The organism is Leucobacter chromiireducens, from assembly GCF_003917135.1.
GTDB classification, from domain to species: domain Bacteria; phylum Actinomycetota; class Actinomycetes; order Actinomycetales; family Microbacteriaceae; genus Leucobacter; species Leucobacter chromiireducens_A.
This window is the reverse complement of record NZ_RPDI01000017.1, coordinates 1-22,022: the sequence shown is the minus strand read 5'-3', so window position 1 is coordinate 22,022 and position 22,022 is coordinate 1. Positions and strand designations below refer to the sequence as shown.

Sequence of the window (22,022 nt, the reverse complement as noted above, 5' to 3'; positions counted from 1 at the left end):
GGGGTCACCCGCCACCGCCCCACACGGCCCACAGCGTCGCGCCAACCACGGCGACGCCGGCGAGCGCGATGCCGGCTCCGATCAGTGCGGCACGCCGCGCAGACCGCGGCCGCTCGACGATCACCCCGTCGGAGTCGACCGCGCGGAGCTCCGCGCGCGTCGTGCGGCCCGGAAGCTCGGACACCACGGGTCCGCGCACCCCGACGGGCACCGCGCCCGTCTGCGGGGTCCACGCCTCGGCGACCACCTCAAGCGGGGTGACGTCGAAGCCGTAGCCGCGCTGCACGTCCTGGAGCGCGGCGCCGAACTCGGCCATGGAGGCGAAGCGGTCGTCGGGCGTTCGGCGCATCGCGCGCGCGAGCACCGCATCGAACGGCCCGTAGCCCTGCGCACCGGGGATCGGCCGCACGGAGCCGCGCACGATCCGCTCGATGAGCAGCGAGCGCGTGTTGCGCTCCCGCGACGCCTCCTCGAACGGCGAAACGCCCGCCGCGAACGAGAACAGCGTTGCGCCGAGCGCCCACACCTCGGTGGCGACGCTGCCGCGCGTCTCGAGTCGCACCACCTCGGGCGCCGACCAGGGAATCGACATCGCAGCCTCATCGGCCGGTACGGGGCCGGCCAGCGCGCCGTTCTCGAGGACGGCGTGGCCGCCCGCGATGCCGAAGTCCGACAGCGCCGGCTTGCCGAGCGAGGTGAGCAGCACGTTCGCCGGCTTGATGTCGCGGTGCAGCACTCCGGCGCGGTGCGCCGTCTCCAGCGCGCCGGCGAGCCGCACCCCGGCGTCGAGGACATCGCGCAGCTGCGCGGGATTGCGCTTCGTGAGTGCGCCGAGGGACGCCGGGCAGTACTCCATCACGAGGAAGGGCTGACCGGCGAGCGAAATGCCAGCCTGAAAGATCGACACGATCGACGGGTGGCTGCTCAGCGCGGCCATCGCGTCGGCCTCGCGCTCGAACGCCGCGCGCTGCTGCGGGGCGGCATCGAGCACCTTCACCGCGACCTCGCGGCGCGGAAAGTCCTGCTCGTACAAGTACACCTGCGCGAATCCGCCTGAGCCGAGCGGGCGCACGTAGCTGAACCCCGGGATCGCCGGGTGGGACGCCACACGCTGAGTCGCCACAGCTATCCCCCGGCCCCGAACCGGGGGCACGACGCGTGGCTGGGCTGCATGCTCCCATGATAGGAGATCGCGCTGTGGCGCTCCCAAACGACGCGATCCCCCCGCTCCGTGGAGCGAGGGGATCGTGTCGGCGCCGGCGCGAGCGCACCGGCGAACGCGCGGGTTTAGAGACCCGAAACGTCGAGCGGGATGCCGGGACCGAAGGTCGTCGAGACGGCGCCCTTGATCACGTACTTGCCCTTGGCCGACGACGGCTTGAGACGCGAGATCTCGTCGAGCACGGACGTGATGTTGTCCGAGAGCTGCTCAGCCGTGAAGGAGGCCTTGCCGACGATGAAGTGCACGTTTGCGTGCTTGTCGACGCGGAACTCGATCTTGCCGCCCTTGATGTCGGTCACGGCCTTCGCCGGGTCCGGGGTGACGGTGCCGGTCTTCGGGTTGGGCATGAGGCCACGGGGACCCAGCACCTTACCGAGGCGGCCAACCTTGCCCATGAGCTCGGGGGTCGACACGGCCGAATCGAAGTCGGTGTAGCCAGCGGCCACCTTCTCGATCAGCTCGTCGCCACCGACCTCGTCGGCGCCAGCAGCGATCGCTGCCTCGGCCGCGGGGCCAACCGCGAACACGATGACGCGGGCGGTCTTGCCCGTGCCGTGGGGCAGGCTGACGGTGCCGCGCACCATCTGGTCTGCCTTGCGGGGATCCACGCCGAGCTTGACTGCGACCTCAACGGTCGAGTCGGTCTTTGCGGAACCGGTCTCCTTCGCCAGGGCGACTGCCTCGGCGGGAGCGTAGAACTTGTCTGCCTGGATCTTCTCGGCAGCGGCGCGGTACGCCTTCGACTTCTGTGCCATCTTCAGTACCCTTACTCGACCGTGATGCCCATGGAGCGAGCGGTGCCCGCGATGATCTTCGACGCAGCGTCGAGGTCGTTCGCGTTGAGATCGGCCTGCTTCTGCTCGGCGATCTGGCGAACCTGCTCAGCCGTCACCTTTGCCACCTTGACGGTGTGCGGGGTGCCGGAGCCCTTCTGCACGCCAGCAGCCTTCTTCAGGAGCTCAGCGGCGGGCGGGGTCTTCAGGACGAAGGTGAACGAGCGGTCCTCGTACACGGTGATCTCCACCGGGACGATGTTGCCGCGCTGGGACTCCGTTGCAGCGTTGTACGCCTTGCAGAATTCCATGATGTTGACGCCGTGCTGACCCAGCGCGGGACCCACGGGGGGTGCCGGGTTGGCGGCGCCGGCAGCGATCTGAAGCTTAATCAGACCGGTAACCTTCTTGGCCTTTGCCATGATTGTTTCCTTTCCTTCGAGCGGGTCTCCCCGCTCTCCCGCAGATCCGGCCGATCCGGACGCGGTGCGGTCGTGCGCGAACGCACAACTTCACAATCGTACCCCACATCGGCGCGCTCCGCATCCCGCGCCCCCCGCTGCGGATCGGGGTCACTCGGGCAGGGTGTCGGCGCGGGATGGGCCTCGACACCCTGCCCAAGTGACCCCGATCCGGCCGGGGCGTGGGGCGGGACGGGGGGCGAACGCAGAGAGGGCCCCGCGCCGAAGCACGGGGCCCTCTCGAAACCGGGAGTCCGGTTAGACCATCTTGGTGACCTGGTCGAAGCCGAGCTCCACCGGAGTCTCGCGCTCGAACAGCGACACGAGCACGGTGAGCTTGCCGGCCGCCGGGTTGATCTCGCTGATCGTGCCGGGCAGCCCCTCGAAGGAGCCGGACTTGATCGTGATCGTCTCGCCGACCTCGAAGTCGATCTCGACGTTGCCCTGCGCCGCGGCGTTGGCGGCAGCCTTGCCCTTGGCGGTCGCAGCGGGCTCGAGCTCGACGGTGCTCTTCAGCATCTCGAAGGCCTCGTTGATGCGCAGCGGAACCGGGTTGTGCGCGTTGCCGACGAAGCCGGTCACACCCGGCGTGTGGCGAACAACCGACCAGGTGGTCTCGGTGAGGTTCATGCGAACGAGCACGTAGCCGGGGATGCGCACGCGCGTCACCATCTTGCGCTGGCCGTTCTTGACCTCCATGACCTCTTCCATGGGGACCTGGATCTCGTAGATGTCGTCGACCGCACCCATCGTCTCGCGACGGTTCCACAGGTTCGACTTCACCTTGCGCTCGTAGCCGGCGTAGGTGTGGATCACAAACCACTTGCCCGGGCGACGACGCAGGTCCTTTTTGAAGGCCTTGTAGGGATCCTCAGCGGTTTCCGCCTCGGCGTCCGCCGCTGCACCGTCCTCGGTCTCCTCGTCGACGATCGCGGAGGCTGCTGCCTCTGCCTCCTCGACGGAATCGATGTCGAGGGCGTCCTCAACCGCTGCGTCGACGACGGGGTCCGCGGTGTGCGCCAGCGCATCGAGGGCCGCGTCGAGGTCGGCCTCTGGAGTGTTGCTCGTCTCGCTCGTCATCTGCTGCTCTTGCTTTCTGTACTGACTGAATTCGGGGCTGGGAGTAGCGCGCCGTGCGCGACTATCCGAGCGGCGTCCCGAAGATAAAGACGGTGATGAAGCTGAATACCTTGTCGAGGGCCCACACCAGCGCCATCATGATCACGACGAACGCGATCACCACGAGGGTGTAGTTGATGAGCTCCTTGCGGGTCGGGGTGACGACCTTCTTCAGCTCGGCGATGACCTGCTGGATGAAGAGCACGATCCGGCTGAACCAGTTGCGCTTTGCAGCGCGGTCGCTGGTCGCGCGGTCGACAACGCCGCCGCTCTCCTCGACTTCACTGGTGCTCACTCGCCGTTCCTTTCAATAGACCCGTTCGGCGCCGGAGCGCCGAACGGGTGCGGCAGGGCGGACAGGACTCGAACCTGCAACCTGCGGTTTTGGAGACCGCTGCTCTACCAATTGAGCCACCGCCCTATGGAAACTGACTTCAGAACTTCCACGCCTGTGAGGGAATACCTTCAGGCATAGGAAAGTATGGCAGAAGTCAACTACCGAGGACTACCTTACGGGATCCCGGGCGCGTTTGTCGAACTGGGACGCGCCAGCCGGAATGTCGCGCTGGGCTGGCATGGCTCCGGCGAGCGGGCGCCGGAGCCATGCCGTGCATCGGCGCCTACGCGCGCTTCGCGCGGCGGCGAAGCCCGAGCGCTGCCGCGCCGGCGACGAGCAGCACCCCAGCGGCCGCGAGCACTGGCAGCCCGGCCGCGCCGGTCTGCGCGAGCTGCTCCCCTGCTGCGGCCCCGCCACTGGCACTCCCGCCGCCCGGCCCGGCGACCCCGGACCCGTCTGGATTCCCCGGTTCCGCTGGCTTCCCCGGCTCCCCGGTGCCCGGCTGCTCGGTTTCGCCGGCGTCGCGCCAGGCTGCATGCGCCGCACGCAATTCCTCCGTGGCCGTGTCGAGCTGCGTCTGCGACACGTTGAGGGTGTCACGAAGCTCCATCGCCGCGGCGAGCTCAGCGCGGAGCGCACGCTCAGCGCTCGCGGGGTCCGCGGAGGCCATGCGCGTGACCCCGAGCGCGGTCTCCACCTCCGCAATCGCCGCGGTCAGGGCGCCGCGATCGACGGTGACCAGCCGCTGCTCGAGCGCCGCCGTCCCGTCCGCAATGGCCCAGGCGAGCGCGTCCACCTCGTCCTGCGTCGCCGCCTCGCTCGCCTGCTGGGCGCGCAGCTCCGCCACGGCGGCCTCCGCCGCAGGCACATCGGCGATCACTACCCCGAAGTCCGCGTCCTGCGCCGGGGTCACCACCCCAAGCACCCGCTCGACCCGAGCGATCGCGGCGTCCGCCCGTTCGTTCGCGGCAGCGTGCGCGGCCTCATCCAGCGCCCCGGCGACGAAGCGGAAGCTGCGCGGAGCGCTCTGGTTTTGGTACGAGTCGTAGGCGACGAGCGTCGCCTCGTACTCCCGCCCGATCGTGAGCGCCCGATCAATCGGCTGCCCCACCCGATTCCCCGCGCGCACGGCGAGCGGAATGTCGAGCACTGCCGGCTTCGGCGCGACGACGTAGTCGGAATAGATGCGCCCATTTGCCGGCACCAGATCGGTCACCTGCCCGGTCTGCACGTCGGTGACGGTGAGCGTGTACTCGGCGGTGAACTGATCATCCCCGGCCTGCGGGAGGCGCAGCACGGGGCCGTCCGCGGTCTGGCGCACGGTCGGCTGCGGCTCGCCCCAGCCCGGCGCGACCCGGTTGCGGTTCGCCTGCGTGTAGGTGAACTGCCCCTTCGTCTCGGCTGGCGTCGCGCCGCGCGCGATCACCCAGCTCGGGCCGGCGAGTGAGCCGGAGGACGCGAACGGCGGATTCTCCTGGAACGCCCACGTCCCGTCGTCGGTGTACGTGCGGCCGGGGTCTGCGGCGTAGTTGATCCGGTCGATCTCGATCCGGTCGCCGTACACATCGACGACCACAGACTGCGCGGTGGGGATCGTGGCATCGCGGGCGAGCCCCGAACCGAAGGCCTGGAACTTCCCGTCGTTCTCCCCGTAGGACATGGAGCCCTCGTTCACGGAGGTGAAGTCCTGCTGGTGGATCGAACGCTCATCGGTGATGTTCAGGTGCGAGTGCCCGGAGAAGTAGACCACCTGCGGGAAAGCGCTCAGGGTCGATTTCAAGCCGCCGTTCGAGGCCTGCGCCCCGTCCCACACCGTTGCGGGAATGGGCCGGTGCCCGAACACGAACACGGGCTGGCCCTGCGTCGCCGGATCCGCGCTCAGCGCGCCGAGCCGTCCCGAGAGCCAGCTCGCCTGGGTACTGTTCCACGCCTCCGTGTTCACGACAAACGCGGGAAACTCGCCGATCTTCGACTCGTAGTAGCCCGTGGTTCCCGGGAACCACTCCTCCGGATACTGCTCGGCCATGCGCGTCACGTAGTCGTCGTGGTTGCCGAACGACATCATCACCCGCGTGTCCGTCATGCCCGTGCGCGCGAGGTTGCGCTCCAGCATCGCGCGGGGGTACTGGTGGTCCGCCGCCGAGTTGAAGTAATTGTCGTTGATCTGGTCGCCGTTGGAGATGAGCGCATCCGGGCTCGGCGCGATCCGCCGGAGCGTGTCGAAATAGCCGTCCCACTTCGCCATCGCAGGGCCCGTCCCCGTAGAGAGGTGAATGTCGCTCATCACGGCGAACTGCGCAAGCGGCTCCTCGGCTGTCTTGACAAGGATCCCGCGAATCATTGGGCGACTCTCCGCGCGCTCCGTGAAGGCGACGGCCGTGAGATTCGCGGTCCGCTCGATCTGGATCGGCCCGCTCGCGAGCGCACTGTCGCGCGTGGGATGCGTGCCGTCGAGCGTGAATCGAACCTCGGTGCCGGCCGCCGCCGTCAGGGTGACGGACTGCGTGCCGACGTAGCGGCCGCTCTCGTGGCTTGACACGGGCGGGGCGACGTCGCCGCTCACCACCGCGTTGGCCGCGACCGGCGCGGGTAGCGCCGCCTGCGCGCCGAGCAGTGCGACGCCGCTCAACGCCAGCGCAGCGATCCTTCTCTTCGACATGGATTCCTCTCCTCGGTGCCCGAGATAGGCACATCTGAACCCAAGTTGTCGATACAGGATGACGGCGCTTTGGCCTCGGTGTGAAAGCTGCATGAACACTGCTTCACTCCGGATTCACCCGTCGACTCGCGCGCATTCCCCGCCGCACGCCCGCACGTCTTAGACTGGCCTCGTGACCACCAACTCTCGTCTGTCAAAGAAGCTCGGCGCTATCGCCGAGTCCGCCACGCTCAAAGTCGACGCCAAGGCGAAGGCCCTCCAGGCCGAGGGCCGGCCCGTCATCAGCTACGCCGCCGGTGAGCCCGATTTCGCGACGCCGCAGCACATCGTTGATGCCGCACGCGCCGCGCTCGAAGACCCCAAGAATTTCCGCTACACCGCGGCAGCCGGCCTGCCCGAGCTGAAGCAGGCCATCGCCGCAAAGACCGCGCGCGATTCCGGGTGGGCGATCGATCCCGCACAGGTGATCGTCACGAACGGCGGCAAGCAGGCCGTCTACCAGGCGTTCCAGGCGCTCCTCGATCCGGGTGACGAGGTGCTCCTCCCCGCACCGTACTGGACCACGTACCCCGAGGCGATCCAGCTGGCCGACGGCGTTCCCGTCGAGGTGTTCGCCGGCTCGGATCAGGGCTACAAGGTGACCGTCGCGCAGCTCGAGGCCGCGCGCACCGAGCGCACGAAGGTGCTGCTCTTCGTCTCGCCGTCGAACCCCACCGGCGCGGTGTACACGCCGGAGGAGACGAAGGCGATCGGCGACTGGGCGGACGCGAACGGCCTCTGGGTGATCGCCGACGAGATCTACCAGAACCTCACCTACGACGGCGTGCGCGCCGTGTCGATCGTCGAGGCGACCCCCGCGCTGCAGGACCGCGCGATCCTCGTCAACGGCGTCGCGAAGACCTACGCGATGACGGGCTGGCGCCTCGGCTGGATGCTCGGCCCCGCCGACGTCATCAAGGGCGCAGCGAACCTGCAGTCGCACCTCACGTCGAACATCAACAACATCGCGCAGCGCGCGGCCATCGCGGCGCTCACGGGCCCGCAGGAGCCGATCGAGGAGATGCGTCTCGCGTTCGATCGCCGCCGCAAGCTCATCGTGAGCGAGCTGAACAAGGTTCCGGGCTTCACCTGCCCCACCCCCGAGGGCGCGTTCTACGCGTACGTGGACGTCACCGCGGCGCTCGGCAAGCCCGTCCGCGGCGTCACTCCGACCACCTCGCTCGAGCTCGCTGACCTCATCCTCGAGCACGCCGAGGTCGCAGCGGTGCCAGGCGAGGCGTTCGGCCCGTCCGGCTACCTGCGTTTCAGCTACGCGCTCGGCGACGACGCGATCCTGGAGGGCGTGCAGCGCATCCAGGCGCTGCTGTCTGAGTAGTACGCACCGAACACCGACGCGCGGCGGCGGTTCCCACTGGGAGCCGCCGCCGCGCGACGTTTGCGGGGGCCGCCGCGGCTAGAACGCCTCGAGCACCTGGTCGAGCACGAGCTCCACGGGCTGGTCCTCACGGAACAGCAGCCAGTCGAGGCAGGCGCCAGCGAGGGCCCCGAAGAACGCGGCGCCCGCCGTCTCGGTGGTCTCCGCTGAGCGGGGATCGCCGTTCGCCTCGCGCGCCGCGCGCAGCACGTCGCGGAACCGCACGGTCACCGATCCGCGCGCGAGCGCCATGGTGTCGGCCCACGGCCGATCCGTGCGAAACACCTCGGACGCCATGAGCTTCGCGAGGTCGAGGTTGCCGCGCAGCGTTTCGAGCGTCGCCGCGGCGACGGCGCGCGGGGCGTCGGCCGGAGCGACAGCCGCTCGGGCCCCGTCGATCGCCGCCGCGAGCTTCTCGAAGCCCACGCGAATCACTTCCTCAAAGATCGCGTCCTTCGACGCGAAGTTGTAGTACAGGCTCCCCTTGGCCACCCCGGCGGCCTCGGCGATCTGGTCCATGGACGCGCCGCTGATCCCGTGCTGCGCGGCGACGCGCACCGCGGCCTCGGTGATGAGCTGTTTGGTGTTGACGCGTGCCATGCCTCTATCTTCCCCTACTGCGCGATTCGTGCGGGATCCGGCGCGGCGCGAGCCAACTCGCCCGCGCCGCACCGACCTAGATCGCGAGCGCCGGGTGGAGCCGCGAGACCGTCCACACCTTCTGGCGACGCGCGGCCACCGCGCTGATGGCGAGCGAGCCGAGCAGCACCGCCGTCATCACCCCGAGCGCCACCCAGAAACGCCCGTCGATGCCGCCACCGATCAGCTGCCGCAGCCCATCGACCACGTAGGAGGCCGGCATGAACGGGTGCAGGATCTGGAAGAACTGCGGCGTCGTCTCCACCGGGTAGGTGCCGCCGGAGGAGGAGAGCTGGAGCATCAGGAGCACGAGGCTCACGACGCGTCCCGCAGCCGTGCCGAGCAGTGCAATGAACATCTGCTGCAGCGCCAGGAACGCGAGCGTGACGAGCAGCATGAACGCCGCCATGCCCACCCAGTGCGTTGGCCGCATGCCGATCCCGTACACGAGCACCAGCATCATGATGACCACCTGGCCAACGGCGATCAGCGCGGCCGGCCAGAAGCCGGCGAGCACCGAGCGCAGCCCGGACACGTTCGAGGCGAGCGGGCGCCTGGGCAGCGGGCGCAGGATCAGCCACGTGATCAGCGCGCCGACGAACGAAGCCAGGGCGATGAAGAACGGGGCGAAGCCCTCGCCGAAGCCCTGCACCGCGTTCTCCGTGTGCTCGTCGAGCGCGACCGGCTTCGCCATGGTCTCGGCGATCTTCGCGGTCTGCCCGGCGCTGAACTCCGGCGCCTCCTCGGCGCCGTCGGCGAGCTTCGACGCGAACGTGTCCGCGCCGTCGGTGACCTTCTTGGCGCCCGTCGCGAGTTCCCCCGACTTCGCGCTCGCCTCCTGCGCGCCGTCATTCAGCTTCGTCGCCCCGTCGGCGAGCTGGCCAGCGCCCGCGGCGAGCTGGTTCGCGCCGTCGGCGGCGGTTCCGACGCCTGCCGCGAGCGCTGAGCTGCCGGCCGCGGCGTCGCGCGTTCCCCCGGCGAGCGTGCCGAGGCCGGCAGCCAGCTGCCCGCTGCCGTCGCGCGCGACCGTCGACTTCTCGGCGAGCGTGCCAGCCCCCGACGACACCTTCGCCGCGCCGGCGTTCAGTTCGCTGGCCTTCGAACTCAGCGAGCCGAGCCCGGACGCGACGGTGTTCGAGCCGTCGGCGAGCTTCGCCGCGCTGCTCTGCAGCTCGCCGGTCTTGTCTGCCAGCTGGTGCGTGCCGCCAGCGAGTTCACCCGACTTCGTGGCGAGCGTCTGCGCTCCCGCGTTCGCTGCAGCGATCCCGCTCGACAGCTGATCCGCCCCGCCCGCGAGCTGCTGGGCGCCCCCAGCCAGCTGCTGCGCGCCCGCGGAGACCGCGGAAAGCGAGGTGCCGTTCGCCGCAAGCGCGGCTTCGAGCTCCGCGATGGTGGCCGCAGGATTGGCGGCAGCGAAACTCGCGATCGCGGCGGTGCCCTGGGACACCTGAGCCGCGCCGCCCGAGAGCGCACCCGCGTTCTCGGAGAGGCTTGCCGCGCCCTGTGCCGCGTTGGCGGTGCCGGCGGCGAGGTCCCCCACACCGGCGGAGAGCGCGTCCGCGCCCGCCGCGAGCTCGCCGACCTTGGTGTTCAGCGTTACGGTGCCGGCGCTCAACTGCTGCATGCCCTGTGAGAGGTCGCTCGCCCCCGAGTGCAGCGCCCCTGCACCCTGGGCGAGCTTGCCGCTGCCCTCGGTCACCGCGGCGCTGCCGCCGGCGAGTGCCCCGGCGCCTTCGCTGAGCTGGCCGAGGCCATCGCGCAGCTGCCCGGACTTGTCGGCGGCTTCGCCGGCGCCCGCCGCGAGCTTCGCGCTCCCGTCGGCCAGCTTCGCGCTCCCGGCGCGTGCGGTGTCGAGGCCACCGGCCAGTCGCTGCGTGCCGTCGACGAGCTCTGGCGACTTCGCCACGATCTGCGCGGTGCCGTCGGCCAGTTCCCCGAGCCCGACGCTCAGCTTCTGCGTGCCAGAGGACACCTGCTTCGTGCCCGACTCGAGGGTGTCGGCGGCGGCCGCCGCGTCGCGCGTGCCGTCACTCAGCTTCTCGACGCCGACGAGCACCTGCTCCGCGGCGGTCTGCGTGGTCGTCTCGGCAACCGCGTCGCGCAGCTGCACCATGGCCTGCTTCCCGAGCGTCGAGGCGAGGAAGGAGTTGTTGTCATTGTACTGCACCTCGAGCGTGCCGGCCTTCGGGTCGTCCTGCAGCCCGGCAAGCGTGCGCGAGAAGTCCTTCGGGATCGTCACGGAGAAATACACGTCGCCGTCGGCCACCGCGCTCGCCGCGTCAGCGGCGCCCAGTGGCTGCCAGTCGAGATCCTTCCCTGATTGCAGCTCTTCGAGCACGTCGTCGCCCGCCGTGAGCGTCTCACCGCCCGGCTGCTCGGCCGGCTCGTCCAGGTTGACGACCGCGACGGGCAGCTTGTCCATGTTGTCGGTCGGGGCCCAGAACGCCCACAGGTACAGCGCGCCGTAGATGAGCGGGATGACCAGCAGCACGACCAGGGAGATCTTGGGCAGGGTTCCCCTGCGGAAACGTTGCAGCTCGGTGCCGCGTGTGAACAGTGACATGTCTTTCGTCTTCTTTGTGTGAGTGTCGGTGGGATTAGAGCGCGATCACGGCCGGTTCGAGCGCGGCGAATCGCTCGACGTCGCCCGGGTCGCTCGTCGCGAACACGGTGCGGACGCCGCGCCCGGCGAGGGCGCTGAGGCGCTCGGCGACGAGATCCCGATCTGCGGGGTCGCGCAGGGCATCGAAGTCGTCAAGCACGAGCAGCTCGGGCTCCTCCAGGAGCGCGAGACCGATGCGCAGCAGCTGCTCGGCGGCCGGGGTGAGATCGCGCACCAGCGTCTCGATCGGGATCAGTGAGGTGGCCCCGAACGCCGGTTCGAGCAGATCCGCCGCGAGCTCCTGCGTGATGCGCGGCACGCGGCGGTACCACGGCAGCGCCCAGGAGAGCCGCTCGCGGAGGATGTCGCTCACGGTGACCTGCGGCTCGAGCGCGTCGATCGCCTCGAAGCCGGCGATGCCGGTGCGGCGGCGGATCTCGCCGAGCTTCGCCGTGCCGAGGGTGTTGAGCGTGCCCTCGTGCAGGCGCATACGCCCGGCGATGCTGAGCAGCAGCGAGGTGCGCCCGCTGCCGCGCGTGCCAACGATCGCGGTGATGGGCCGCTCGCTCGTCGCGGTGAGCGGGCCGAACACGGGGCCGTGCTCGCCGCGCACCAGTGCCCCGCTCAGCGCGACGACGGGCGCGCGGGCGGCGCTGATGGGGCTGGGCGCTGAGCTGGGCGCGGCGTGCAGTGTGGTCACGGTGATCCTTGATCCTTCGCTGATTTCTTAAACTGACTAGTCAGTCTAAAACAATGCGGGGCGAATCGTCAAATGAAGTGGGGAATAGATCCGGATTGCCCGTGTTACATTTACATGCAAGCGCATATAAACGGAGGCACGCATCATGGAATTTGGGATCTTCTCGGTCAGCGACGTCACGCGCGACCCGGTGGCCGACTACACGCCCAGTGAGGCGGAACGCATCGACGGGCTCGCGAAGATCGCCGTCCACGCTGAGGAAGTCGGCCTCGACGTCTTCGCAATCGGCGAGCACCACAACCCACCCTTCTTCTCGTCGAGCCCCACCACGTTCCTCGCGTACATCGCGGCGCAGACGAAGACGCTGAAGCTCTCGACGAGCACCACGCTCATCACCACGAACGACCCGGTGCGCATCGCCGAGGAGTACGCGATGCTGCAGCACCTCGCGAAGGGTCGCATGGACCTCATGCTCGGCCGCGGCAACACCGCGCCCGTGTACCCCTGGTTCGGCAAAGACATCCGCTCGGCACTGCCGCTCGCGCTCGAGAACTACAACCTGCTGCACCGCCTGTGGCGCGAGGACGTCGTCGATTACGAGGGCAACTTCCGCACCCCGCTGCAGGGCTTCACCTCGACGCCCCGCCCGCTCGACGACGTGCCGCCGTTCGTGTGGCACGGCTCCATCCGCACCCCGGAGATCGCCGAGCAGGCCGCGTACTACGGCGACGGTTTCTTCGCGAACCACCTGTTCGCGCCGTCCGAGCACTTCCTGCGCCTCGTGAAGTTCTACCGCGAGCGCTTCGAGCACTACGGCCACGGCACGCAGAAGCAGGCGATCGTCGGCCTCGGCGGCCAGGCATTCATCGCGAAGAAGTCGCAGGACGCCGTCGCGCAGTTCCGCCCGTACTTCAACGAGGCCCCCGTCTACGGCCACGGCCCGCGCATGGAGGACTTCACGCAGCAGACCCCGCTCACCGTCGGCAGCCCGCAGGAGGTCATCGACAAGACGCTCACGTTCCGTGAGACCTTCGGCGACTACCAGCGGCAGATGTTCCTCGTCGACCACGCTGGCCTGCCGCTCAAGACGGTGCTCGAGCAGCTCGATATGCTGGGCTCCGAGGTCATCCCCGTGCTCCGCGCGGAAATGGCCGCGCGCCGAGACCCAGAGGTGCCCGAGTCGCCGAGCCACGAAAGCCTGGTCAAGGCCAAGTACGGCGACGAGGCGCCCCGCCAGCCCCGACCGAACGCCAACCGCGGCGACAACGTGACGGGCGGCTCGCCCTACCAGGATTCGGCGGCCAAGCCCGGCGCCTCATTCGGGCTCTAACGCCCGCCAGCACCCTGCCAGCATGACATCCGAAAGGAACGCCCATGAGCACCGCGAAGCGCGCTGACATTCGGCTCAGCAACGAGTCGTGGGAGGCGCTGATGACCGCTCACGCCACCCTCATGGGCACCTTCGGGGCTGAACACATCTGGGGCGAGGCGAGCGTGCGCGAGTACGACGTGCTCTACACGCTCGCCAAGCACGGCGCCCCCATGCGCATCTGTGAGATCCAGAGCGCCGTGCTGCTCAGCCAGCCAGCGCTCTCGCGCATGATCGACCGGCTCACCACACGCGGGCTCCTCGCACGCGCCGCCGACGAACGCGACGGCCGCGCGGTGCGCGTCTCGCTCACCGCGGAGGGCGCGCGCGTGCAGCGCGAGATCGGCCGGGCACACGCGAAGAGCGTCGCCCGCGAGGTGGGATCCCGGCTCTCCACCGACGAGATGCACGAGCTCACCCGCCTCGCGCGGAAGCTCGTCGCGCCGCCCGCGGCGTAGCCCGTCCCCGCTCTGCCCCGCCGCCTCGGCCTCCCCGCCTCAGTGGATTCGGGTCAGTTGGGCAGGGTGTCGGCCCCGTTCCACGCTCGACACCCTGCCTAAGTGACCCCGATCCGGGGCCTGGGCAGGCCCGGGGGCAGGGGCAGGGCCCCGGGCCGCACCACACCACACTCTTGGAAGGGAACACCCCATCATGAACGCACCCCTCGACGGCGGGAGCACCCCAACGCGCACCGTGAGCATCGCGGTGGTCAGCGCCGGAACAAGCGACCCGTCCACCACCACCATGCTCGCCCGCCGCGTCGCCGACAAGGCCGCGACCCTCGCCGCACGCCACGGCGTCGAGGCGCAGATCCGCATGGTTGACCTGCGCGCCCTCGCCGCCGACGTGACGACCGCGATGGTGTCGCAGCACATCTCCCCAGCCCTCCAGGAGGCGAGCGACATCATGCGCGACGCCGACGCGATCGTCGCCTCGACCCCGGTCTACAAGGCCGGCGCGAGCGGACTGTTCACGAGCTTCTTCCAGGTGCTCGACAACGATCTCCTGATCGGCACCCCCGTCGTGCTCGCCGCGACCGCTGGCAGCGCGCGCCACGCCCTCGTGGTCGACGACCAGCTGCGCGGCCTCTTCGCCTACCTCCGCACGGTCACCGTGCCGACCGGGCTCTTCGCGGCACCCGACGACTGGAACCACAGCGACTTCGGCACGCGCATCGAGCGCGCAGCGGCCGAGCTCGTCGCGCTCGTGGTGGGCGGCTTCCGGGACGCCGTGCGCGACGAGACCTGGGGCGCGTACCAGCACTCCTTCGGCAGCGCGGGCGGCACGGAGTTCGGCATCAACCTCGACTCCGACCTCATGCGCCTCGCGACGGGCGGGCGGTAGACCGGGGGCGATAGTCCTGCGGGCTGCCCAGCCAGCGGGCTGGCAGCTGGCACACCAGCCCACCAGCCCCGCGCGCCCCCTCCTACGCGTCGCCCACCGAGATCGCCGCGGCCTCCCCCGCCGCCGTCTCGTGCGGGCGGCCGATGTGCGCGAGCGCGCGCCCACCGATCAGCAGCGCGACGATGGCGAGCAGCACCGCAGCCGCGCCGACGTAGTACGGCACCGGGGCACCGAGGGCGGCGGCGAGCGGGCCCGCGACGGCTGGAGCGATCGCGCCGCCCATGAAACGCACGCCCGAGTACGTCGACGAGGCGACGTTGCGCGGCAGCTCGGTGGCCTCCATCACCGCTTCCGTGAGCGCCGTGTTCATCACGCCGAGCAGGAGCCCACTGACGACGATCACGGTGACGAGCCCGGGCACGGAGTCGATGAGCACGCCGAGCAGGATCAGGCAGACCGTCAGCCCGCCGAGCATGGCGAAGAGCACGGGGCGGAGGCCGAGCCGGCGCGTGAGCGCCGGGGCAATGAGCACCGAGGTGATCGCGAGCGCGAGCCCCCACCCGAAGAACACGAGGCCGAGCTCGCTCGCCCCGAACTCGCTGCCGCTCGCGTGCGCTGCGGCTTCGAGCGGGTAGGGGCTGTAGGCCAGCAGCATGAAGAACCCGAAGTTGTAGCAGAGCGCCACGAGCGAGAGCGCGAGGAGCGCCGGCGTGCGCAGCGCGCGGAAGCTCGCGAGGATCGACACCTTCGCGGGTGCTGCGGCTGAGTCACCGGCGACGGGGCGCGGGCTGCGCAGCAGGATCAGGATCGCGAGCAGCGCGATGGCCATGAGTGTCGCCGTGCCGAAGAACGGGCCGCGCCACGACACGGAGCCGAGCGCGCCGCCGATCAGCGGCCCGGTCGCGAGCCCGATCCCGAGCGCCGCCTCGTAGAGCACGATAGCCTGGCGCGCACCGCCAGCAGCCGCGCCGACGATGGCGGCGAGCGCGGTCGAGATGAAGAGCGCGTTCCCGAGGCCCCAGCCGGCGCGGAAGCCGATGATCGCGTCGACGGAGTTCGCCGCCCCGGCGAGCGCGGCGAAGAGGACCACCAGCACCAGCCCGGCGAGCAACGTGCGCTTCACCCCGATGCGGCTCGACACCCAGCTGGTGAAGAACATCGCGATGCCCGTGATGAACAGGTAGCTCGTGAAGAGCAGCATCGTCTCGCTCGGGGTGGCCCCGAGCTCCCGGCTGATCGCGGGGAGGATCGGGTCGACGAGCCCGATGCCCATGAAGGACACGGCGCAGGCGAACGCGATGGCCCACACCGCGGTGGGCTGCTTCAGGATCGAGGGGCGCGGCGCTGCAGCCTGCGCGGTCTGGGGTGCGGTGTCAGTGGACGTGGGAGTCTCCTTCGCGGGCGTGGATGGGTCGAGATGGGGATCGCTGCACGCTATGCCCTGGCCGCGTCGCCGGTGGCAGCGTCGATGTGGTCGCTGAGCTGGTGGAGGAGCTCGGCGGCGCGCAGCAGGGTGGCACGATCGAAGTCGGTGAGCCTGGCGAGGTGGGGGTCCACCGCGGCTGCCGCGGTCTCGCGGTAGTCGGCGAGTGCAGCACGGCCCGCGTCGGTTGCGGCGACGAGGGTGGCCCGCCCGTCCTCGGGGTCCGGCGCACGCGTGAGCCACCCCTCCCCCTCGAGGCGCTGCACGAGCGACGTCATGGTGGGCTGCGCGACGCGCTGCTGCTGGGCGAGCGCACTGATCCGGCTGGGGGTGCGACTCACCTCACCGAGCACACGCCAGGCGACGGTGGAGTGGTGCACGCCGGGCACGCGGCCGAGCGTTCGCGTGAAGCGGCTCGTTGCCAGGAGGAGATCCACCGCAGTCCGATCTTTCTGCGATGCAGTCTCAGGCACTTTTCCAGTCATAACATGAGATCATACCACTCACATACATAGGTACGCTATGCACCAGCGGGTTCTGGCTCCCGGAAACACTGAAAGGCCGGATCCCACTGGGATCCGGCCTTTCGGTGGTGCAGCGACTACGCCGTGACGTAGCCGTCAGCGACGTCGAGCGCCGCGTCGATGATCTCGAGGCCCGCGATGAGATCTTCCTCGGAGATGACGAGCGGGGGCGCGACCTGCAGGCGGTTGCCAGCTGCGAACGGCCAGAGGCCAGCCGACTTGCACGCCGCAACCACCGCGTTGAACGGGGCCGCAGCCTCGCCCGCCGCGTTGAAGGGCACGAGCGGCTCGCGCGTCTCGCCGTTCTTCACGAGCTCGATCGCCCAGAAGAGGCCGGTGCCGCGCACCTCGCCGACCGAGGGGTGCTTCGCCGCCATCGCCTCGAGGCGGGGACGCACGACGCGCTCGCCCAGATCGCGCACGCGCTCCAGGATCCCCTCCTCCTCGAAGATGTCGAAGGTGGCGACGCCGGCGGCGCAGGCGAGCGGGTGGCCCGAGTAGGTGAGCCCGCCGGGGAACGACTTCTGGTCGAACGTGTTGTGGATCGCCTCGCTGATCACCACGCCGCCGAGCGGCACGTAGCCCGAGTTGACCCCCTTCGCGAAGGTCACGAGATCGGGGTTCACGCCGAACGCCTGGAAGGCGAACCAGTGGCCCGTGCGGCCGAAGCCGGCCATGACCTCGTCGCACACCATGACGATGCCGAACTCGTCGCACAGCGCACGCACGCCCTCGAGGTAGCCGGGCGGCGGCACGAGGATGCCGTTCGTTCCGGTCACGGACTCGAGAATGATCGCGGCGATCGTGCCGGGGCCCTCAAGCTCGATGGTCTGGCGCAGGTGCGCGAGCGCGCGCTCCGACTCCTGCTCGGGGGTCTCAGCGTAGAACGCCGAGCGGTACGCGTACGGCCCAATGAAGTGGACGACGCCCGCGTCGAGCGTGCCGTTCGCCCACCGGCGGGGCTCACCCGTGAGGGTGATCGCGGTGCCGGTGGAGCCGTGGTACGAGCGGTAGCGCGAGAGCACCTTCTGACGGCCGGTGTGGTGGCGCGCCATGCGCACCGCGTACTCGATCGCGTCCGCCCCGCCGTTCGTAAAGAACACCGAGCGCGCACCCTCGAAGGAGTGCTCGACGATGCGCTTCGCGAGCTCGCCGCGCACGTCGTTGGCCAGCGCGGGCTGGATCGTCGCAAGACGGCCCGCCTGCTCCTGAATCGCGCGCACGAGCCCCGGGTGCTGGTGCCCCAGGTTCAGGTTCACGAGCTGCGACGAGAAGTCGAGGTACTCGGTCCCGTCGTAGTCCCAGAAGCGCACGCCCTCGCCCTTCGCGATGGGCAGCGGGTTGATGGCCCCCTGCGCCGACCACGAGTGGAAGACGTACTGGCGGTCGTTCGCGCGCACCTCGCGCTGCGCCTCGGTGTCGCCGAACTGCTGCTCGGCGCCGTTCAGGTCGATGTAGTCAGCCATGACTCAGTCTCCTTCGATTCCGAATTAGCTGTTGCTCGGGAAGCCGAGGTCGACCTTCGACTGGTCCGGGTTCGGCCAGCGGGTGGTGACGACCTTGGAGCGGGTGTAGAAGTGCACCGACTCGGGGCCGTAGATGTGGGCGTCGCCGAAGAGCGAGTCCTTCCAGCCGCCGAAGGAGAACGAGCCGACGGGAACGGGGATCGGCACGTTGATGCCCACCATGCCGGCCTCAACCTCGAACTCGAACTGGCGCGCGAGGCCACCGTCGCGGGTGAAGATCGCGGTTCCGTTGCCGAACTGGTGCTCGTTGATCAGCGTGACGCCCTCCTCGTAGGTGTCGACGCGCACGACCGCGAGCACGGGTCCGAAGATCTCCTCGCGGTACACCTTCGAGTCGGTCTTCACGTGATCGATGAGCGAGACGCCGGTGAAGAAGCCGTTGCCCTCGAACTGGGTCTCACGGCCGTCGACGACGACCGTCGCGCCCTCAGCCGCAGCGCCCGCGACGTAGGACTCGACGCGCTCCTTGGCCTCCTTCGTGATGAGCGGGCCCATCTCCGAAGCGGGATCCGTGCCGTCGCCGATCTTGAGGTCCTTCATGCGGTCGGCGATCTTCTGCACGAGCTCGTCACCCGTGTTGCCGACGGCGACGACGACCGAGACGGCCATGCAGCGCTCGCCAGCCGAGCCGTACGCGGCGGAGACCGCGGCGTCGGCCGACATGTTGAGGTCAGCGTCGGGCATCACGATCATGTGGTTCTTCGCGCCGCCGAGCGCCTGCACGCGCTTGCCGTTGGCAGCCGCGCGCTCGTAGATGTACTTCGCGATGGGGGTCGAGCCGACGAAGCTGATCGCCTTGACCGTCGGGCTGTCGAGCAGCGTGTCGACGGCGACCTTGTCGCCGTGCACGACGTTGAGCACGCCGTCGGGCAGGCCGGCCTCGCGGAAGAGATCCGCGATGAACACCGAGGCGGAGGGATCGCGCTCGGAGGGCTTCAGGACGACCGTGTTGCCGCACGCGATCGCCGAGGCGATCATCCAGAGGGGCACCATCACGGGGAAGTTGAAGGGGGTGATCGCCGCGACGACGCCGACCGGCTGCTTCACCGAGTGCACGTCGACGCCGGTGGAGACCTGCTCGTCACGCTCACCCTTGAGGAGGTGCAGGAGACCCGAGGCGAACTCGACGTTCTCGAGGCCGCGCGCGATCTCACCCGCGGCGTCCGAGAGCACCTTGCCGTGCTCGCTCGTGACGATCGCCGCGAGCTCCGGGGTGCGCTGCTTCAGCAGCTGACGCAGGTTGAAGAAGACGTCGGCACGCTTCGTGAGGCTCGTCTTGCGCCACATCGGCAATGCGGCCTGAGCTGCCGCAATGGCCTGCTCGACGGTCTCGACCGAGGCGATGCCCAGCTCGTGCTGCTGCTCGCCCGTCGCGGGGTTGAATACCGCCTGGTACCGCTCGCCTGCGTCGACCTTTTCGCCGCCAATGACGTGGGGAATGCGTGCCATGCCGCTCGCCCTCTCTCTCCTGTGATTCGTGGTGATCGTGCGCACTGTCCGGGTCATTCCGGGCAATGTGTTCGGGGCATACTGCCCCGCTGACACCAGTGTGACAGGGCGTGGATCGCAACACGACCGACAAAGCATCGCGGAATCCGGTCAATTCCGTACAATGTGTATGAGATGCAGAATCCCACTCCAGACTTCGCCCCGATCACGGTGTCCGACGTGCTCGCGCTGCCCGAGCTGCAGGCCAGCGAGCCCGAGCTCGTCGCTGGCTCGGCCGGGCTCGGGCGCAGCCTCCGCTGGGCGCACGTCGTTGCGGGCACTGGCGCGCTCGAACTGCTCGACGGCGACGAGCTGATCCTCACCACGGGCGCCGGCTGGCCGACCGATCGCGACGCGCTCGACGAGCTCGCGCGGAAGCTCGTCAGCGCGAACCCCGCGGCCGTCGTGTTCGAGCTCGGCACGCACTTCGCGAGCGCCCCCGACGCACTCGCCACGGTCTGCGAGCAGCGCGGGATCCCGCTCATCGCCCTCCACCGCGAGGTCCGCTTCGTCCAGATCACACAGCGGATCCACCAGCTCGTGCTCGCCGCGCAGACCGCGGCGCTGTCGGCGCGCGCCGAAGTGCACACGATGCTCACCGAGCTCGGCCTGAACCGCAGCCCCGTCGACTACGTGATCGAGCGGCTCTCGGAGACGCTCGACGCGCCCGTCGTGCTCGAGGACTCCGCCGAGCACGTGGTCGCGTGGGCGGCGCCCGACCGGGATCCCGAGCGGGTGCTGCGCCCGTGGGCGAGCGGCGCAGCCGCCGAGCTCCCCGCCGGCTCCGACTGGGTGACCGTTGAGGCGCAGGAGCAGCGCTGGGGGCGGCTCTCCGCGCTGCCTGGGCCGCAGCACCCAGCCGGGAGGCGCACCGTGCTCGAACTCGGCGCGTTCGCGCTCGCGCTCGGCCGCCTCGCCGACGCGAGCGGCGAGGCGTGGCTGCAGCTGAGCTCGAAGCAGCTCTTCGACACGCTGCTGAGCGGCCGCTACCGGCGCGACACCGAGCTCGCGACCCAGCTCGCCGCCGCCGGGCTGCCCGTTGCGGATCGCGTGCTGCTCGGCGCGACGCTGCGCGGCACCGGCGACTTCGGCGCGCACGAGTCCCTGGAGCGCGCCGTGCTCGAGACCGCGCTGCGCCGGGCCGTCGCTCCGGAGGGGCGGGTGATCCTCGTGCCGGACGATCGCGCAGCCGGCGGCAACGCCGCACTCATCGCGCTCCTCTCCTTCCCGCACGGCGATCCGCGCGTTGCCCCGCCCGCCGGTGGGGCGGCTCCCCCGCTCGCCGCTCGGCTCGCGCGCGAGCTCGACATGCTGCTCCCGTCGACCACGCCGGCGCCGTGGCGCGCGCACCTCTCGCTCGGCGCAGCGAGCCGCGGCGTGCGGGCGCTCATCACCTCGCTGGAGCGCGTGCGCGCGGCGGGCCAGCTCCGCCCCTCGGGGTCCGTCGGGCGGGTCACCGCGCAGCAGGCGGAACTGCAGGCGCTCGCGTACCTGGTGCGCGGTCTGTCGGCGGCGCCCGAGGTGCAGGAGTACGCCGCGAGCACGCTCGGCCCGCTCCTCGCGCACGACGCGGCGACGGGCCCCGGCCACGCCGGCGACCTCATCGATGTATTGCGCGCGTACCTCGACCACCCGACGAATCGCTCGCTCGCGGCGCAGCGCGCGCGACTCTCACGCTCGGTGTTCTACCAGCGGCTGGCGCTCATCGAGGAGCTCCTCGATGTGGATCTCACCGACGGCACCACGATTGCCACGCTCGCCGTTGCGCTGCTCGCCCGCGCCCCGGGCCCCAGGCCCCAGGCCCCCGACCCCCGGCCCCCCGACCCCAGGCCCCCCGATCGAAAAGTGGCAAACTGACCCTTCGCGCGGCTGAAGGGTCGGTTTGCCACTTCTCACTGGGCTTGGCTCGGGGCGGGGGTGGGGGTCCAGAGGGACTGGTAAGGGTGGCCCAGCGCGCGCACGAGCTCGCGCAGCTTCGGCAGCGACAACCCGATCACGCAGCTCGGCGCGCCCTCGATGCGCTCGATGAAGGCGCCGGCGAGGCCGTCGATCGCGAATCCTCCCGCGAGTTCGAGCGGCTCGCCCGTCGCCACGTACGCCGCGAGCTCCTCGTCGGTGAGGTCCGCGGACAGGGTCACGCTCGCGGTATCAACGCCGCCCACCGCCGGCAGCTCCGGGGCGCCCGGCCCCGATCCCGATCCGCTGGTGCAGTCAATCAGCCAGTGCCCCGAGTGCAGCACGCCCGTGCGGCCGCGGTGGTGCTGCGCGCGGGCGAGGGCGACGTCCGGCTCGTGGGGCTTCCCCAGGATCTCGCCGTCCAGCAGGAACATCGAGTCGCCGCCGAACACGAGGCCGCCGCCGAGCGCCGCGATGTCTTCGCCGTGCCGCCGCACCACGTCCTCCGCTTTGAGCCGCCCCAGGT

At 70.0% G+C, this 22,022-nt stretch carries 19 protein-coding genes and 1 tRNA gene; 5 read left to right on the top strand and 15 right to left on the bottom strand.

The window, feature by feature from the left end; translation table 11 throughout:
• Window positions 1–4 precede the first annotated feature (4 nt).
• From EGM46_RS09415 to EGM46_RS09385, 7 genes are all read right to left on the bottom strand, one after another.
• On the bottom strand, window positions 5–1,123 hold the full coding sequence (locus tag EGM46_RS09415) for a serine/threonine-protein kinase (protein ID WP_125099900.1): 1,119 nt from the start codon (window positions 1,121–1,123) through the stop codon (window positions 5–7).
• A gap of 164 nt (window positions 1,124–1,287) precedes the next feature.
• On the bottom strand, window positions 1,288–1,977 hold the full coding sequence (rplA, locus tag EGM46_RS09410; RefSeq protein WP_125099899.1) for a 50S ribosomal protein L1: 690 nt from the start codon (window positions 1,975–1,977) through the stop codon (window positions 1,288–1,290).
• A gap of 11 nt (window positions 1,978–1,988) precedes the next feature.
• On the bottom strand, window positions 1,989–2,417 hold the full coding sequence (gene rplK / locus EGM46_RS09405; protein ID WP_025134078.1) for a 50S ribosomal protein L11: 429 nt from the start codon (window positions 2,415–2,417) through the stop codon (window positions 1,989–1,991).
• Between the two features lie 297 nt (window positions 2,418–2,714).
• Window positions 2,715–3,536 carry a transcription termination/antitermination protein NusG gene (gene nusG / locus EGM46_RS09400; RefSeq protein WP_125099898.1) on the bottom strand — a complete coding sequence of 274 codons (822 nt, stop codon included), beginning with the start codon at window positions 3,534–3,536 and terminating at the stop codon, window positions 2,715–2,717.
• A 61-nt stretch (window positions 3,537–3,597) separates the two neighbouring features.
• Complete coding sequence (secE, locus tag EGM46_RS09395) at window positions 3,598–3,870, bottom strand: preprotein translocase subunit SecE (RefSeq protein WP_125099897.1); 273 nt, start codon at window positions 3,868–3,870, stop codon at window positions 3,598–3,600.
• Window positions 3,871–3,923: 53 nt separating this feature from the next.
• Window positions 3,924–3,996 (bottom strand) — tRNA-Trp (locus tag EGM46_RS09390).
• Between the two features lie 199 nt (window positions 3,997–4,195).
• The gene (locus tag EGM46_RS09385; RefSeq protein WP_164512856.1) at window positions 4,196–6,571 is read right to left on the bottom strand and encodes a chitobiase/beta-hexosaminidase C-terminal domain-containing protein; all 2,376 of its coding nucleotides are present in this window, start codon (window positions 6,569–6,571) and stop codon (window positions 4,196–4,198) included.
• 172 nt (window positions 6,572–6,743) lie between these two features.
• Here EGM46_RS09385 and EGM46_RS09380 point away from each other — a divergent pair, with 172 nt between their 5' ends.
• Entirely contained in the window at window positions 6,744–7,946 is a 1,203-nt protein-coding gene (locus EGM46_RS09380) for a pyridoxal phosphate-dependent aminotransferase (RefSeq protein ID WP_125099895.1), read from the top strand.
• 78 nt (window positions 7,947–8,024) lie between these two features.
• Here EGM46_RS09380 and EGM46_RS09375 read toward each other — a convergent pair whose 3' ends face one another.
• From EGM46_RS09375 to EGM46_RS09365, 3 genes are all read right to left on the bottom strand, one after another.
• A complete protein-coding gene (locus tag EGM46_RS09375; protein WP_125099894.1) occupies window positions 8,025–8,585 on the bottom strand; it encodes a TetR/AcrR family transcriptional regulator in 561 nt (186 codons plus the stop codon).
• 76 nt (window positions 8,586–8,661) lie between these two features.
• Window positions 8,662–11,187, bottom strand: a complete 2,526-nt coding sequence (locus EGM46_RS09370) for a YhgE/Pip family protein (protein WP_125099893.1) — start codon at window positions 11,185–11,187, stop codon at window positions 8,662–8,664.
• Between the two features lie 34 nt (window positions 11,188–11,221).
• Entirely contained in the window at window positions 11,222–11,926 is a 705-nt protein-coding gene (locus EGM46_RS09365; protein WP_241156267.1) for an ATP-binding cassette domain-containing protein, read from the bottom strand.
• Window positions 11,927–12,071: 145 nt separating this feature from the next.
• Between EGM46_RS09365 and EGM46_RS09360 the strand changes: the two genes are divergently transcribed.
• From EGM46_RS09360 to EGM46_RS09350, 3 genes are all read left to right on the top strand, one after another.
• The gene (locus EGM46_RS09360; protein ID WP_125099891.1) at window positions 12,072–13,256 is read left to right on the top strand and encodes an LLM class flavin-dependent oxidoreductase; all 1,185 of its coding nucleotides are present in this window, start codon (window positions 12,072–12,074) and stop codon (window positions 13,254–13,256) included.
• Window positions 13,257–13,300: 44 nt separating this feature from the next.
• Window positions 13,301–13,753: a MarR family winged helix-turn-helix transcriptional regulator gene (locus EGM46_RS09355; protein ID WP_125099890.1), complete on the top strand. Its 453-nt coding sequence runs from the start codon at window positions 13,301–13,303 to the stop codon at window positions 13,751–13,753.
• 193 nt (window positions 13,754–13,946) lie between these two features.
• Window positions 13,947–14,639 (top strand): CE1759 family FMN reductase, encoded by a 693-nt coding sequence (locus tag EGM46_RS09350; protein ID WP_125099889.1) that lies wholly within the window; start codon window positions 13,947–13,949, stop codon window positions 14,637–14,639.
• A gap of 82 nt (window positions 14,640–14,721) precedes the next feature.
• Here EGM46_RS09350 and EGM46_RS09345 read toward each other — a convergent pair whose 3' ends face one another.
• The 4 genes from EGM46_RS09345 to EGM46_RS09330 all read right to left on the bottom strand — a co-directional run bounded on the left by EGM46_RS09345 (window position 14,722) and on the right by EGM46_RS09330 (window position 19,561).
• Window positions 14,722–15,948 (bottom strand): MFS transporter, encoded by a 1,227-nt coding sequence (locus tag EGM46_RS09345; RefSeq protein WP_431194075.1) that lies wholly within the window; start codon window positions 15,946–15,948, stop codon window positions 14,722–14,724.
• Window positions 15,949–16,073: 125 nt separating this feature from the next.
• Window positions 16,074–16,499, bottom strand: coding sequence for a MarR family winged helix-turn-helix transcriptional regulator (locus EGM46_RS09340; RefSeq protein ID WP_241156266.1), 426 nt, complete (start codon window positions 16,497–16,499; stop codon window positions 16,074–16,076).
• Window positions 16,500–16,663: 164 nt separating this feature from the next.
• Entirely contained in the window at window positions 16,664–18,052 is a 1,389-nt protein-coding gene (locus EGM46_RS09335) for an aspartate aminotransferase family protein (RefSeq protein ID WP_125099887.1), read from the bottom strand.
• Between the two features lie 24 nt (window positions 18,053–18,076).
• Window positions 18,077–19,561, bottom strand: coding sequence for a CoA-acylating methylmalonate-semialdehyde dehydrogenase (locus tag EGM46_RS09330; RefSeq protein WP_125099886.1), 1,485 nt, complete (start codon window positions 19,559–19,561; stop codon window positions 18,077–18,079).
• A gap of 174 nt (window positions 19,562–19,735) precedes the next feature.
• Between EGM46_RS09330 and EGM46_RS09325 the strand changes: the two genes are divergently transcribed.
• Entirely contained in the window at window positions 19,736–21,457 is a 1,722-nt protein-coding gene (locus EGM46_RS09325; RefSeq protein WP_125099885.1) for a PucR family transcriptional regulator, read from the top strand.
• A gap of 35 nt (window positions 21,458–21,492) precedes the next feature.
• On the opposite strand, the gene EGM46_RS09320 is transcribed toward EGM46_RS09325, so the two are convergent.
• On the bottom strand, window positions 21,493–22,022 hold a 530-nt coding region (locus EGM46_RS09320; RefSeq protein ID WP_125099884.1), incomplete at its 5' end, for a Maf family protein.